At 44.5% G+C, this 14,153-nt stretch carries 11 protein-coding genes; 6 read left to right on the top strand and 5 right to left on the bottom strand.

The features are described from left to right. Window positions 1-146: 146 nt before the first annotated feature. Window positions 147-1,451 (bottom strand): ATP-binding protein, encoded by a 1,305-nt coding sequence (locus tag JGK11_RS16115; protein ID WP_293197668.1) that lies wholly within the window; start codon window positions 1,449-1,451, stop codon window positions 147-149. Window positions 1,452-1,577: 126 nt separating this feature from the next. On the opposite strand from JGK11_RS16115, the gene JGK11_RS16110 reads away from it, so the two are divergent. Next, on the top strand, window positions 1,578-1,910 hold the full coding sequence (locus JGK11_RS16110) for a TMEM14 family protein (RefSeq protein ID WP_293182321.1): 333 nt from the start codon (window positions 1,578-1,580) through the stop codon (window positions 1,908-1,910). 145 nt (window positions 1,911-2,055) lie between these two features. On the opposite strand, the gene JGK11_RS16105 is transcribed toward JGK11_RS16110, so the two are convergent. Both JGK11_RS16105 and JGK11_RS16100 read right to left on the bottom strand, forming a co-directional pair. Then, window positions 2,056-2,262, bottom strand: coding sequence for a hypothetical protein (locus JGK11_RS16105; protein WP_293212265.1), 207 nt, complete (start codon window positions 2,260-2,262; stop codon window positions 2,056-2,058). 319 nt (window positions 2,263-2,581) lie between these two features. Then, entirely contained in the window at window positions 2,582-3,607 is a 1,026-nt protein-coding gene (locus tag JGK11_RS16100; protein WP_293182325.1) for a hypothetical protein, read from the bottom strand. A 190-nt stretch (window positions 3,608-3,797) separates the two neighbouring features. Between JGK11_RS16100 and JGK11_RS16095 the strand changes: the two genes are divergently transcribed. Beyond that, window positions 3,798-5,213: a hypothetical protein gene (locus tag JGK11_RS16095; RefSeq protein WP_293182327.1), complete on the top strand. Its 1,416-nt coding sequence runs from the start codon at window positions 3,798-3,800 to the stop codon at window positions 5,211-5,213. A gap of 226 nt (window positions 5,214-5,439) precedes the next feature. On the opposite strand, the gene JGK11_RS16090 is transcribed toward JGK11_RS16095, so the two are convergent. Continuing rightward, window positions 5,440-7,959 carry a serine/threonine-protein kinase gene (locus tag JGK11_RS16090; protein WP_293182329.1) on the bottom strand — a complete coding sequence of 840 codons (2,520 nt, stop codon included), beginning with the start codon at window positions 7,957-7,959 and terminating at the stop codon, window positions 5,440-5,442. A 194-nt stretch (window positions 7,960-8,153) separates the two neighbouring features. Here JGK11_RS16090 and JGK11_RS16085 point away from each other — a divergent pair, with 194 nt between their 5' ends. From JGK11_RS16085 to JGK11_RS16070, 4 genes are all read left to right on the top strand, one after another. After that, on the top strand, window positions 8,154-8,303 hold the full coding sequence (locus JGK11_RS16085) for a hypothetical protein (RefSeq protein ID WP_293182331.1): 150 nt from the start codon (window positions 8,154-8,156) through the stop codon (window positions 8,301-8,303). A gap of 424 nt (window positions 8,304-8,727) precedes the next feature. Beyond that, a complete protein-coding gene (locus JGK11_RS16080) occupies window positions 8,728-9,966 on the top strand; it encodes a glycosyltransferase family 2 protein (RefSeq protein WP_293182333.1) in 1,239 nt (412 codons plus the stop codon). Window positions 9,967-10,390: 424 nt separating this feature from the next. Further along, a complete protein-coding gene (locus tag JGK11_RS16075; protein ID WP_293182335.1) occupies window positions 10,391-10,870 on the top strand; it encodes a deaminase domain-containing protein in 480 nt (159 codons plus the stop codon). Between the two features lie 140 nt (window positions 10,871-11,010). Continuing rightward, window positions 11,011-11,658, top strand: a complete 648-nt coding sequence (locus JGK11_RS16070) for a hypothetical protein (RefSeq protein WP_293182336.1) — start codon at window positions 11,011-11,013, stop codon at window positions 11,656-11,658. A 31-nt stretch (window positions 11,659-11,689) separates the two neighbouring features. On the opposite strand, the gene JGK11_RS16065 is transcribed toward JGK11_RS16070, so the two are convergent. Continuing rightward, window positions 11,690-13,963, bottom strand: coding sequence for an FdhF/YdeP family oxidoreductase (locus JGK11_RS16065; protein WP_293212264.1), 2,274 nt, complete (start codon window positions 13,961-13,963; stop codon window positions 11,690-11,692). Between the last annotated feature and the right edge of the window lie 190 nt (window positions 13,964-14,153).

Below are 14,153 nucleotides of genomic sequence, written 5' to 3'. Positions count from 1 at the left end.
GTTTAAACAGTCAACAGTTAACAGTCAACATCACCTGACGGTGCAACCGGAATAGATATGAATCGTCTGATTTTAATTTCTCCATAAAAGGGAGAGGCTTTAAACCAATTTTTTCTGGTAAAACTCGCTCTAAGGGCGCAGACAATCTACTTGTCAAACAAAGCTAAATCAGCTTTCAGAAAATCAACAAACTGCCGCGCAGTCCTTCCAGAGCGCCCGTTGCGGCGAGTTGCCCATTCCTTAGCGCGGTGTTCCAAATCCTCAACAGCGAGCTTGATGCCAGCTCGTTCGGCGAGATGTCGGACAATTGTTAAATAAGTGTTTTGATCCGCAGGTTCAAAAGTTAAAGTCAAGCCAAAGCGATCGCTAAATGAGAGTTTTTCCTGCACGGTATCCCAAGCGTGAACTTCATCACCGTCGCGAGGGCGAGGCCTGTCATCAAAAAACTCTCGAATTAAATGCCTGCGATTAGATGTGGCGTAAACAACTACATTTTGAGGCCGGGCGGTGACATTTCCTTCTAAAACAACTTTCAAGGATTTAAAAGCATCATCATCTTCCTCAAATGAAAGGTCGTCTACAAAAACAATAAACTTTTGAGGAACTCCCCGCAACTTCTCCACAATTAGCGCTAAATCTTGCAAATCCGATTTAGATACTTCAATCAATCGCAAATTGCGAGATCCAAATTCATTTAACAGCGACTTCACCAACGAAGACTTACCCGAGCCGCGACTTCCGTACAGCAAGACGTGCAAAGCCGGATAACCAGCCAGCAAAAACTCTGTATTTTTCACCAGAGCATCCCGCTGCCAATCGCAGCAAACCAACTCTTTCAAATTTATGCGATCGGGATGCGGAATACTCGCTAACTGCCCGGACTTCCACCCAAAAGCACGATACTCTGCAAACAAACCCGTGCCAAACTGTCGGTAATATTCTGCCAAAGATTCCGCAGCGCTAGACCATTTTTCTAGTTTTCCGTGCAGTGGCTTTTCGGCGTTTTCTAGTACATTTTCGCAATACCAAATGGGAGGAACTGAGTCAAGTTGACCCGCTACTCGCACCCACTTACTCAACTGCTCGCTGGTGCAGTCATAAATATTTTGCAGCACTTGTAAATCATGTCTGGCTGCTTCGACTAAAGCGGGCGACAAACTCGCAAAATCTGTTTGCTGAGCTTGGCGAGAAAATGGATTTTCGTCTTTGAGAATTTGCAAAATCAGGGAATCTTTCCAGCTCAAATTTTGAGCAGCTTGAATTTTGAACCAGTTACCGTAAGCTACCTGACACTCTACACCGCTGAGTTCGCTGTGGTGGAGAGCTTGCAGCAAGTCGAGAAAAGCTTGACCTGCGCGGGTTTGGAGAACTGATTGATATAGCAACAGGGATGCTGCTTGGCGTTGGAGGTAACGGATTTGGGCGATCGCACTAGAAGTTAGGGCTGACATAATGCCAATTGTATAACAGTTAGATATCTGGACTGGGTTTAATAAATTTTCTAACAATTTGTGACCGCAATCGCAGCTATCGCTGTATAAATTGAGATGCAAAGAGTGAAAATTGGGGAATTAAAAATGAATTTAGGTACAGCAGCGGCGATCGGCTACGGCGTTTTGACACTAATTGGCGGCATCATGGGTTACATCAAAGCCAAAAGCCAAGCCTCGCTCATTTCCGGCCTCGTTAGCGGTTCGCTGCTAATTTTTGCCGGCACCGCACAACTCATGGGACAAACTTGGGGTTTAACATTAGCAGCAGCAATTTCCGCTGTTTTAGTAGTAGTTTTTATTGTACGGCTGGTCAAAACTCGCAAGTTTATGCCCGCTGGGATGCTGATTTTGGCTAGTTTGGCGTCTTTGGGTGCGATCGTTTACGAACTCAGCGGTCAATCGATGTTAGGTTTTTGATTTGAGATGTTAGATTTTAGAGTTGAGATTTTAGATTAACTCCACAGCATTTACTGGGAGATTGAACTCAAGTCTAAACTTTTTTATGTCTATGACTTAATTGGGTGGCTTGTATCTATCTTTGCGTGGATTGAGCAGACATTAGTCAGTAGTTACATCCTTCCGTTTGCATCGGAATAATAATTGTCCGAGAGCAGTGCGAGCGTCCCCGCTCGCCTCCTCTATAGCGGGGAAGCTCGCCTCCTCCATAGCGATCGGGAAGCTCGACACCGTACTCTCCTAGCGATCGCGAAGCTCGACACCGTACTCTCCTAGCGATCGGGAAACTCGCACTATAGAACCCATTTGACATCTTTAAGTTTTTCGGTTGGGTGACGAGAAATATAGAGAGAAACCCGTTGCTGAGATTTACGCTCATGTCGAGAAACCGGGTTTCTACGAGTTTTTGGGTTGGATGACGAGAAATATAGAGAGAAACCCGGTTTCTCAGATTTACGCAAAATAGATCAGATCTCAAATGGGTTCTATAGTTAAAACACCAATTACCAATTACCAATTACCAATTACCAATTACCAATGCCCAATGCCCAATGCCCAATGCCCAATGCCCAATGCCCAATGCCCCATGCCCCATGCCCCATGCCCCATGCCCCATGCCCCATGCCCCATGACTAATGACTAATGACTGATTCAATATACTGCTCGACTTCCCTGAGTTGCTGCCGCTGGTATTCAATCCAATCCTTTTCCGCCGCGCGCTGTTGGGCTGTCTCTAGTTGGTACCGCGCCTGCTTCTCTAAAAAATTATTGTAGAACATAATCGCTTTTTCAACTGTTTGAATTCCCAGTTTCATGCGCTCCTCAAAAATTGCTAAAATTAAATCATCCAGGATTGAGCTAATCACTTTACAAGACTCTTCAAAATCGCTCAAGCTGATTCCCATTTTACTTTTATGAACCAGAGTTTCTACAGGATCTCTCAGAGTTTCTTTAAAAGTCTTCATATAAGACTCCGGCAAATATCTCAGAGGTTCCGTAAACTTCGATACAATCTCGCCGCCTATTGATTGCAGTCGCTCTCTAAATTTCGATTGACTCTTGAAATCGAAGCATTCTATACAATATTCAACTTTTTCTATATCAATAGATTGTAATTCTTTAAAGATAGAATTGAGTTCATTCTCCACAATTAAAATTACTCGTTCGCCTTGGTAGTCTACTTCATTTCGCAATTCTTTGTACAAATTATCTTTGTCATAAAAACCGATAGAATCTTTTTTAAACACTTGCTGGTTTTGATCCCACAAAAACCACTTATTTTTTAACTTTGTAGCTTTGTCGCTCCACGATTTGCGAACTTTAACAATAGCATCATATTTGCCTTGTTTTCCCAAACTGCGAATTCTCACGTCGCATCCGCTTAGTTCGCCAATTTGCTCCCAGACATCAACAGCAGATGCTTTAGCAATTCTCGGCTTGCTATTCCAGACATCCTCAGCCTGAGATACATCTTTGAAACATACGTGAGCTAACGCCTTGAGTCTGAGGGCTGATTGCTTGATTTCCTGAATACAAGGTTCCACGTCTAGACTGAGGTGGGTAGCTGACTGTTTAATCTCCACGGATTGATATTCATCTGCGAGCAATCGATCGCTAAACTGGGTAATAGCCTGGAATACCTTGAGATACTCATTCATTTCGTTTCATCCCTCCTTTCCCTAAATAGCATACAATACAGAACATCTCCCTTTTGGAATGCAAACTGAGTCAGACCATTTTAGATTTTAGATTTTAGATTTTAGAATTGGGAATGGGAATGACTGATAACTATCAGGGTTTGGAGCGCGGGCCTACAGTTGCATTCTTGTTTTAAACTGGTGTCACAACATGGATTATGTATTCACCCCTACAACTCAGGTTAGGCTCAATACTGGCAACCTCGTACAGCCTGCCACCACAACTGGAAAATTGCTCCCCGCAGCTAGAGATCCGGTGACAGGGGAGTTTGTGGAGATTGCCAAAATATTTTATCAATCAACAACGACAACTCTATGCGATCGCGGAGTTCTAGGATTGCTCTCACACTTAGGCGGAGGCGGGCCCGTACAGCCACTGATAGCTCCCGTGTACGTGACAGTCGCGCCCTTGCAGCTTGCTCAAAGTCACCAGGGGTTTCAGAAAATATACAGAATGCTTAACTGTCTCAAAATTAATTTGGCAGTGATGCAAGCGACTGCTGCCGTCATTGGTATTGGGGCTGTATCGAGTACAGTTTTGTCAGCAGTAAACCTCGAACAAGTATTAAAAATCAGAGATGAGGCAAAACACCAGAAGCTCAAAATTAAAGACGGGTTTATCGATCTCAGGCATATCCTCAAAGATAAGGGAGTAGAGGTAATTCAGCAGATTTTTAAGGTGGCTCATGACTCTAATTTTCAAAGGCACCGCCAGCAACTGGTTAACGGTTACGATATTTTTTCTAAAGCTATTAAACGCTGCCAGTCAGCCCTGACAGTGCCGGATCTCAAGCTGCGGAATTCGGAGATTAATAACGGGCGAGATATGCTGTTTGAGGCTTTAAAAATTTACGATCGTCCCGGTTTGTTGGAGGGGCTGTGTTCTGCCGGAAAGCTCCGGCAAATGGAATGTGTTTGGGCGATCGAGCTGGCGCTGGGCATTACGTTTCAGTTGCAGCGGGCTTACGATATAGTGAGCGATCGCCTGCTCAAACTTCAATCAAAAATTCGTCACGATCTTCTCACTGTTGTGAAAGGATGTCAATCGGAATCTGAACTAGATTTTTTATTTCCAGAAGTTACCAGGATTCTCGGTCACGATCTAAGTGTAATAGAATTTTGGCAAAACGAGGTAGATTGGATGCAAACTTTGTCTCCCAAAGAGCAGCACCAGTTAGCTAGTTTAGATAAACTCAGCGGCGACCATCATATAAAAAGCAGCATCCACACGACATTCGCGGTATTAACTGCGGAACCTTCACTTTATCAAAGTTTAAAGCAAAAGTCTCACTTTCTATCCTTGCGCGACCAGCTAGCCTTCGCCCTGAAGCCGGAACTGCGCGGGGGATACGAGTTTTATGTGTGCCAGCAGGCGATCGCAACTGGCTATCCAGCTTTAGCGGTCTCGAACTGGCAAGAAATATCCGATTTAACTGTGGCTAACCTCTACTACTTTTTCCAAAGTCGAGAGGATTTAAGTGAAATTTATCCCACTGAGGACACAATAGAAACTCCTGCTTGGCACTTTCCCAAATCCTTAGAAAAAGAGTTAAACTACTGCAATTAATTGAAAGCGCAACTACGTACCTAATTTGTCTGACGACAATAAAACCGCTCTGCTTAGTCGATATTGTAGGGTGCGTCAGCGAGTAGCCTAATTTTCAGGTGAGGAACCAGAATTGGCTGACGCACCCTACTACAAATCAGACTATAAACCGCAGATGTCAAACAGATAAACACAGATAAACGCAGATAATTTCAGGGTGTTTTCCGATTTTTGCAATTCAAGTCTATTATCTCAGCCACAACTTAATAGTATTGTCTTTAGAGCCGCTAGCAATAGTTTTGCCATCGGGACTAAAAGTCACTACATAAACCTCATCGGTATGTCCCGTCAAAGTATTCAGCAATTCTCCGGTATCAAAGTCCCAAATTTTAATGGTTTTATCCTTGCTGCCGCTGGCGATAAATTTCCCGTCCGGGCTGATAGCAACCGAAACAATATCGTCAGAATGTCCCTTGATCGAGCGAATTAAATCTCCACTTTCGAGATTCCAGATTTTAATGCTTTCATCGTAGGAGCCGCTAACAATTGTCTTTCCGTCCGGGCTAACTGCCACAGACCTCACCGCGTCGCCGTGTCCTTCAATAGTTTTGAGCAACCTCCCTGTTGCTACATCGACAATTGTGATTTTTTTATCCTTAGAAGCGCTAACTAAATTTTTGCCATCGGGAGTGAAAGCAACAGAATAAACAAAATCTGTGTGATCTGGTAAATTCTGAAGCAAATTGCCCGTTGTGGCATCGGAAATTTTGGTGGTTTTGTCTCCGCTGGCGCTAGCAACGAGCTGTCCGTCGGGGCTGATAGCGACTGACCAAACAGAGGCACTATGATCGAGACTGCGAGTAGCTTGACCTGTTTTTAAATCCCACAACATGACTCTCCAAAAACCTGTTCCTGTGGCTAGTTTCGTACCTTTTGCATCGAAAGCAACCGACCAAACGGTGGATGAATCTCCTGGGAAAGTGCGGATCGATTTGCCTGTGGCTAAATCCCAAATTTGGATGGTTTTGTCTTTGGAACCGCTGGCTAACATTAAGCCGTCTGGACTAAAAGCAACAGATCCAACTGCATCTGAATGCTGGGCGAAGTTTTTGACTTTGGCGTTTTTCCATTGGAGACCTGCTTGGCACTTTTGTTGTAAGTTTTGGGCGGAGGTATAGGTGCTGGAAGTTTTGGCAATTGTTGGGATTTGGCTGATGCAGCCTTCATAATTGCTTTCTTGATAAAAAGCTTCGATTTGATTGAATTGTTGGGTTTCTTGCTGCACTTGCTGCTGTCTTTCTTGCCATTTGAGGTATCCGTAAATTCCGCCGATCGCAGTTAAGAGGGCTGCAATCGTTGCTCCGGCGATATAAGGATTGATTTTGCGAGGTTCTTTGGGGACAATTGCTGAGGCGCTGGTGCTGTCTGGGGCGATGGATAAACTCCCTTTTCCGTTCAAATTTACCTCTGGGGATGCCGCCGGAATTGCCTGCACTCCCAGTGGAAGAGTGCTGCTGGCTGGGGGCACAATGGCGTTGGGGTTGCGGTGTCCTTCCAACACGATCGCGATCGCCTTGTACAATTTACCGAATAAAGATTTAGGAACGACTAATTCTTCGATTCTGGCCGCATCTTCGTCGGTAAGCCCTAAAACTTGCTGCAACCGTTTTAATTCCTCGCGAGTGTTTGCAGAAAAAGGATATTCTTGCTGCATGGTTTCTTGCAGCGATTGTTCGTAGCGTTCGCCTTTTTCCCTGTATTTGCGGTAAGGGTTCAATACCTCATCTTCGATCGCCTCTGCTTCTTCTGGTTGCAATTCCAAACTGACGCGCAATTCTTCTAATATTCTGCGACCGACGACTGTAATGTCACCGCGACTGCTGCTGCGCCGATCGACTTCTTCGCGATAGATTGTGAGTTTGGGTACCCGCGTGCGCGATCGATCGCCAATTTTCCGCAAATCGGCCAAAGCCTCCGCCGCCGACTGGTAGCGCTCCCGAAAATCGTAGCGCACCATATTGTCCAAAACATCGGCCAGCGCTTGGGAGCAGGAGGTTAAATGGCGCCAAACAATTTCGCCTCGATTAGAATTTTTCAAATCCCGCAGTTTCGGCAAATCGTAAGCCGGCAAACCCGTCATAGCTTGGATGCCAATCATTCCCAAGGCGTAGATATCGCTGTTGAGTTGCGGGTTGTATTGAAATTGCTCGATCGGCATATATTCCAGCGTCCCAATCCGCACAGTTACCGGTGCTTGTCTTTGAGCGATGTGAATTTCTTTCACCGAGCCAAAGTCAATCAAAACTAACTTGTTGTCTGCATAGCGACGGATTAAATTTGCTGGTTTAATATCTCGGTGAATTACTCCCTGTCCGTGTACAAACACTAAAATTTCTAATAGTTCCTTCAACAAAGGAATAATTTTTTCTTCGGGAACCGGCTTTCCCGGGACAATCTCTGTGGATAGCGAGTGACCGGCAATAAAGGATTCTACTAAGAAAAATTCTTCATTTTCTTCAAAATAAGCGAATAGCTGAGGGATTTGGTCGTGTTGACCGAGCTTTTCTAGAACTTCTGCTTCTTTTTGGAAAAGACGGCGCGTAGTATTAATTAATTTGGGCTCGCTGGTACCGGGACGCAGGTGCTTGACAAAGCACTGCGGTTCACCGGGGCGACGAGTATCTTTGGCCAGATAGGTTTGCCCAAATTCTCCTGTTTCTATGACTTCAATGACTTGATAGCGTCCATCTAAAAGTTGGCTCACCATGATAATAACGCAGCCTTTTTTTGGTTGATTTTCGCAAGAAACAGTTTCACAGCAGGCAGTTTTTAGTTGTAATTAGGTCAGTCGATTTGAGATTTAAATTGCTATTTTGTGGCGGGTTCGATGCCCACCAGAGAAGCATTTAACTGTATTTCTCTACAACGATTTGCCGAATTCTCAATTGACTGATATAGCGATTGTCAATCAAGGGAGGTACTCGCCAGCCAATCACTCATTACCCATCACCCATCACTCACGATCGATCGCATATTACCCATTACCAATCCGTACCTCACTCACCTGACGATGGGTGCATCTGTGCGATCGCATTTGTAGTGGGATCTTAAGAACTCGCGTACTATACATAGCACGCGAGAGGGGACAGCACTGTATAAAAATGCTTTTTGCAAAAATGAGATGTTCCCTCTGACAATTGCCATACTTTATTTTTTCAACATCTGCAAAGCTTGATATCCCAAAAAGAAAAAACCCAAAGCACCGAGTATCGCTATGGTATTCGCAAACACATCCACTGAAACAAATTCGCCCATTGCAAGATCCTCTGACAACTGATATCTATCCTCGGCTTTTCGGTCTCAGACTGGGTGAGGGGTCTTGCCCCTTGCTGCGGTAGAGCCGAAAGATGCTCACAAATTATAGCAAAGGAGATGCTGAAAATAACTTTTTGGGCGATCGACTAGCTTTTTGTTTTAATATTTTTTAATATTTAAGGACACAAATTGTGCACGTAAATTTTGAGGTCAGTTCGCTTTGATATTGTTAACCCTGGTAATTTTTTCTCTCATAGTCAGTAGAGCTTACACCAAGAATTTGCGCCAATCGGTCAAAAATGCGCCTCGCACCAACGGCAGTGTGGCTCAGCAGTTATTTCCGTCGGCGGGTGACTTCCCCAAAATTTCGGTAATCGTACCAGCATACAACGAAGCCGAGAATATTCGGGATTGCGCGATCGCCATTTTGGAGAGTACAGCCCTGTCTGCTGACAAGCTAGAGGTTTTGATTGTAGACGATCGATCGACAGACGACACGAAGGCGATCGCCCAAACTCTGCAACAACAGCCGGGCGACCCCCGCCTCAAAATATTAGCAGGTGAGGCGCGACCGGAAAACCAATATTGGGCGGGCAAAAACTGGGCCTGCGCCCAAGCTGTTCGGGAAGCAACCGGAGAATTCCTATTATTTATCGATGCCGACGTGCGGCTGAAACCGGGGGCGATTGAAACCGCTATCGCCACAGCCGAAACCGAGAAAATAGACCTGCTAACCTGTATGCCAGCGCTGGTTTGTGGGTGTTTTTCCGAGTGGTTGGTGCAGCCTTTAATGTTCAATAACCTAGCTGTTTGCTTCGATTTTACAGCCGTTAATGATGCTACAAAAACAGACAGTGCCTTTGCGGGTGGCCCATTTATGCTGTTTAGGCGATCGGCTTACGAAAAAATCGGCGGACACGAAGCAGTTGCAGGCGAAATTGTCGAAGATGTGGAATTAGCTAGACGCATCAAGCGTGCGAGTTTAAAGCTCGGACTTTATTCCGGGTCAAATTTGGCATCCGTGCGGATGTATCGGTCTTGGAGCGCATTGTGGGAAGGCTGGACAAAGAATCTGTATCTCGGCGCTAACCGCAGTTGGGGTTCGATGTTTTATATGGCAGCAATTATGTTCTTTCTTTATCCGATGCCGTGGTTGGCATTAGCTATTTTGCTGGCTAACGGCGAAATTGCCAACATAATTAACAATCACCAATTAGAAATTAGCAATTACCATTTGCCGATTACGTTGTTAACTATCTGTTTATCTGCGATCGTAATTGGGTACCATTACACTTTGCGCCGTTTGGGTGCCGAAATTTCTGAGTGTCCGACGAAATACTGGTGGTTGGGAGGTTTGGGAGGGACGTTAATTGCGGCAATTGCGATCGGATCTGCGATCAAAACCGAAACAGGTTGGGGATGGACTTGGCGCGGGAGAGCTTTGCAAATCAAGACTTAATAGAAATTGTAGCGATCGTATTTCGAGATATCTCGGGGCGATCGCTTTTTTGAAGAATTGGGTAACAACTTAGATTTTGATAAATTACTAGAAAGTAGATTACAATCAAAGCAATCACCCCTGTCAAGGTGACTGCCGAGCCTAGTCGAAAAGCCTTGCTGTAGAAAGATGACGGTGACTTGAGTCAGCAATCAAAGGTAGTTTCTTCTTTTTGGGGGAGCGTGGCTGCTTAAGGAAAGACTTCAAATTCACTCGCTGGGCAAAATCCAACAGAAAATCATATAATTGAGACAATGAGCAACCTTGAATACGCGCCCAATTATCAGGCGAGCATAGCGATCGTCATACCCCGATAAATCCCAGGGCTGTTTCATTACTTGTCTGAGTCAGGTTATTTATAATTTTTTGTATAGGAATTAAAAAAATGATTTATGAGTACCCCCAAGGCATACCCGAGCAGTATGCAGGCATCGTAGAGGAACTGTGGAATCAGGCTCAAGAAGTTCGATCGACCCATATTCAAAGACCCCGTTCTGGTAATGCTGCTGCTGCCAAACTACAACTAGATACTGGTGCAGTTTATAATAAAGAAGCTACCAGCAAGCAACATCCTCTAAATATTCCTGGTGAAGACGATGGGCCAAAGTGTTTTTTTGAGCCAAGGATTGACAGAGCAATTGACAGAGCGGGAGAAAATTACAACGAGAAGCACGCTGAGCACAAGCTCTTCAATGCAATTGCAGAAGACTTGGAAACAAATAATGTGTCTTTGGAGGTAGAAGGGACACTCTACCTCTACACTGAAAGAAATATGTGTTCTGGCTGCTATATGAATTTGCAAGACTTTAAGGAGAGGTTCCCCAATATTAAAGTGATTATTTTCTACGAACATCCATATCCGTAGAAATAGAGAATAGAAAACCAGTAGAGCCTGCCAGGGCTTTACTGGCTTCTATATCTGAGGTAAAATAGAGGTCATATAAAGCGTAAAATTAGCTGGCTCCTGATTGACGATTAAGGAAAATATATATTGAGGGAAGATCGATGATTAAGTTTGAGATAGGTCATTACACCAATTTTAAGTTGCCCAACAATTTAGATATTCCAGAGCAATTGCAGCAAACTCTTCAAATGGTCTGGGACAGAAAGTATCGGGATTTGTACGAAAGAGGTGGAAAGTACAATGTAGAAGAAGCTTTTGTGGAAGTATTGCAAGCATTTGGAATGCCGAATGATAAAGTATCCCATCAGCGATATGTGTACATGGCTTATGGAATAGCATTAGCAGCTAAACCGACCATTAAACATTACTTTCCTGAAGAACACAAGGCTGATATCGTTCAAGCAATTGTATCGTGTTGGCTAAAGGATGGTGGTGAAATCCCAGAAACTTGGGCAGATACCTTGTTTCCTCATATCGACAAAATTGGAAAATATCAAGCTGCTGATGAAGCTTATAATATCTTCTACGGGTTGCTGCAAACACTCAACACCGAAACAGCTTATAATGCCATCTTGGATATTTTGTATGATGCAATTACCGGTGATGCCATTTCTGGCTTTGCTGCGGCCCAACGAGATATGTTTAATTGGTGGCTGATCGAAGTAATTCCTGCTGCCTATTGTTTAAATTTGCCATCTACTTTATATTCGGGAAAATGGGAATTTCCGCCCCTGAGTCAGTGTGCGTAATTGCGATGAGGCAATCAATAGTATTCTGTTTTTACCTTTGGGCGTAGACAAAAACAGGTACCCGTTTGTAAGCAGGCGTGCCCGATCGCTTTTCAATTTCCGGGTGAAAAATCACATTAACTTCAGGATAAAACATCAAAGCAGCACCCTCACGAACCGCCCCGTAAATCACCTCAACATTTTCCATTTTCCCCACATTTCCCTGCACAGTAACCCGCTGATGTTCTTGCATACCAGCACTTTCTGCATCCGCGCGATTCATCAAAATGCAGTTGCGGTGCGGCATTCCCCGGTACTTGTCATCATTTTTGTAAACCACAGTATTGTGCTGAGAATAACTGCGTCCCGTCATCAATGCCACAACTAAACCCCGCACCGATTTCGATGCACCAAAATCCTTTATTTCGGGTAATTTTAGCACTGGTAAAGGCGTGACAAACATCTTGGCTTTGCCAGAATCAGTGGGAAATTTGGGTTCGGTAAAAATCCGCCCGCTGATGGTAAATTCCTCTTTAGTTTCATCAATTGTTGCGATTTTTTCATAGCCGGGAATGGTTTGAGCAATCAATTGCCGCACGTACTTGGTATCTTGAAGCTGGCGCCAGTTTACCGGATAAGTGCCGTGAATTCTGGCAGCCAATTCTGTCAAGAAATGCACTTCAGAAATCAAATCAGCATCTTTGAGATGAGTTTCACCTTCATCATTGAAGCGCACAAAATTATTACCCGATTCTACCGTTGTCTTGTGGGGATTTTCAAAGCGATTCAGCACCGGCAGAACAATTGTATTGTGCTTTGCTAATCCGCTAAAATGTCCTAAGTTTGGTTTGGTGGCGAGGTAAATAATGGTTTCAATCTTGCCTAAAGCGCGTTTGGCTTCAGTTAAATCTGGGTTGGCGCCGTACAAGTTGCCGCCCAAACAGATTAGCGTATCGACTTTGCCTGCATCTGCTGCTTCAATGAGCGATCGAGTTTCATAACCCTTAACACGGCTCAGGGGACGCCCCAACAGCTTTTCGAGAGCGGCTTGAACTTCTTTTTTCAGCTTCACAGTCACGCCCATAGAGCCGAATCCTTGGACGTTTGAGTGTCCTCTCACCGGCAATAATCCCGCCCCGACTTTGCCGACATTTCCCGTCATCAAAGCTGTATTGGCGATGCTGAAAATATTATCTACGGCATTCTGTTGTTGAGTAATTCCCATCGCCCAACCGAAGACAACTCGTTGAGAAGTGCCGATTATTTTGGCTGCTGCCTCAATTTCTGGTTGAGAAACTCCGCAGGTTTGAGTAATAGTTTTCCAGTCGGTTTCACGGGCGTGTTGCACTACTGCTTCCCAGTTTTCTGTATAAGATTGCAAATATTCTTCATCGAGCAATCCTTGTTCAATTACAGCTTTTTGAATCCCGACAAATAGGGCTGTATCACTGCCGGGAATTGGCTGCAAGTAGAGCGACGAAATCTCGGAACCTGGGACGAGAGATTTGAGGGGAAATGCTGGAGAAGCAAACTTGACTAAACCGATTTCCATCACTGGATTGATGACAATTATTTTACCGCCTTGTTCGCGGATTTTAATTAATTCGTTCATCAATCGGGGATGGTTGTAGGAAGAATTGCTACCCGCGAGTACGACGCAATCTGCTTGCTTTAAGTTTTCTAAACTGACTATGGAGGTGCCGGTGCTAAACATTTCCTTTAACCCGGTGGTCGAGGGAGCGTGGCACAAATCTGAACAATCTGCTAAGTTGTTAGAGCCGATCGCCCTCATCAACAATTGCAGCAGAAAAGCCGCCTCGTTGGAAGAGCGACCCGAACTATAAGAAGCTACTCGTTCCGGGCTTTTACGAAATCCAGCCTCGGCAATTTCATAGACTTCTTGCCATGAAATGCGATCGTAATGAGATGCACCAGCCCGCAAAATCATCGGAAAACTCAACCTTCCCAGTCTATCTGCTTCCCTGGAAGTTAATGGTTGGAGTTCTGCAATACTGTGCTGTTGAAAATAGTTAGTCGAGATAGCAGGTTTAATTTCAGCCGAAATTGCTTCAACACTTTTCATACACCGCTGAAGTTTTTCGCCATCTTCATTCGTAAACCCTCCTTTCTGCCCGCCAGTGCCCCAAGCACAGGACAAACAAGCACTTTTGTGCAGCAAAGTTTGCCAAAGTTTCGGGCCTTCCGGCGACAAAGTATGCTTTGCCCAATATTCAATTATGGGCAAACCGCCGCCGATGTCTGGCGTTTCGTCATTTTTGTCGCTAAATGGCGGAACGGGTTGGATATTTTGGGAGTTGGTGTCCATACGGTTTATTTTTTGTTTGAATTGCGAATTGATGTACAGTTAAGTTTATTACTATAATTTACCGCAAATTTACAGCCCATAAATTAGTCAATAGATAGATTTCTTAAAGGTACGTTGTTGCGCTTGAGCGCTCTTTGCTATAAATAGTAGTTCCGAATTAATTGTACGAGATTTTGCTAGATAGATTTCT

The sequence above is a fragment of the Microcoleus sp. PH2017_34_RAT_O_A genome (assembly GCF_020737885.1).
Lineage (GTDB): Bacteria > Cyanobacteriota > Cyanobacteriia > Cyanobacteriales > Microcoleaceae > Microcoleus.
The sequence above is the reverse complement of the archived record's forward strand: the minus strand, read 5'-3'. Positions and strand labels throughout refer to the sequence as shown.

Coding starts and splice junctions, on each gene's coding strand:
- JGK11_RS16110 (WP_293182321.1), top strand. CDS start 1,578: ATGAATTTAGGTACAGCAGCGGCGATCGGCTACGGCGTTTTGACACTA.
- JGK11_RS16105 (WP_293212265.1), bottom strand. CDS start 2,262: ATGTCAAATGGGTTCTATAGTGCGAGTTTCCCGATCGCTAGGAGAGTA.
- JGK11_RS16095 (WP_293182327.1), top strand. CDS start 3,798: ATGGATTATGTATTCACCCCTACAACTCAGGTTAGGCTCAATACTGGC.
- JGK11_RS16065 (WP_293212264.1), bottom strand. CDS start 13,963: ATGGACACCAACTCCCAAAATATCCAACCCGTTCCGCCATTTAGCGAC.
- JGK11_RS16115 (WP_293197668.1), bottom strand. CDS start 1,451: ATGTCAGCCCTAACTTCTAGTGCGATCGCCCAAATCCGTTACCTCCAA.
- JGK11_RS16070 (WP_293182336.1), top strand. CDS start 11,011: ATGATTAAGTTTGAGATAGGTCATTACACCAATTTTAAGTTGCCCAAC.
- JGK11_RS16075 (WP_293182335.1), top strand. CDS start 10,391: ATGATTTATGAGTACCCCCAAGGCATACCCGAGCAGTATGCAGGCATC.
- JGK11_RS16090 (WP_293182329.1), bottom strand. CDS start 7,959: ATGGTGAGCCAACTTTTAGATGGACGCTATCAAGTCATTGAAGTCATA.
- JGK11_RS16100 (WP_293182325.1), bottom strand. CDS start 3,607: ATGAATGAGTATCTCAAGGTATTCCAGGCTATTACCCAGTTTAGCGAT.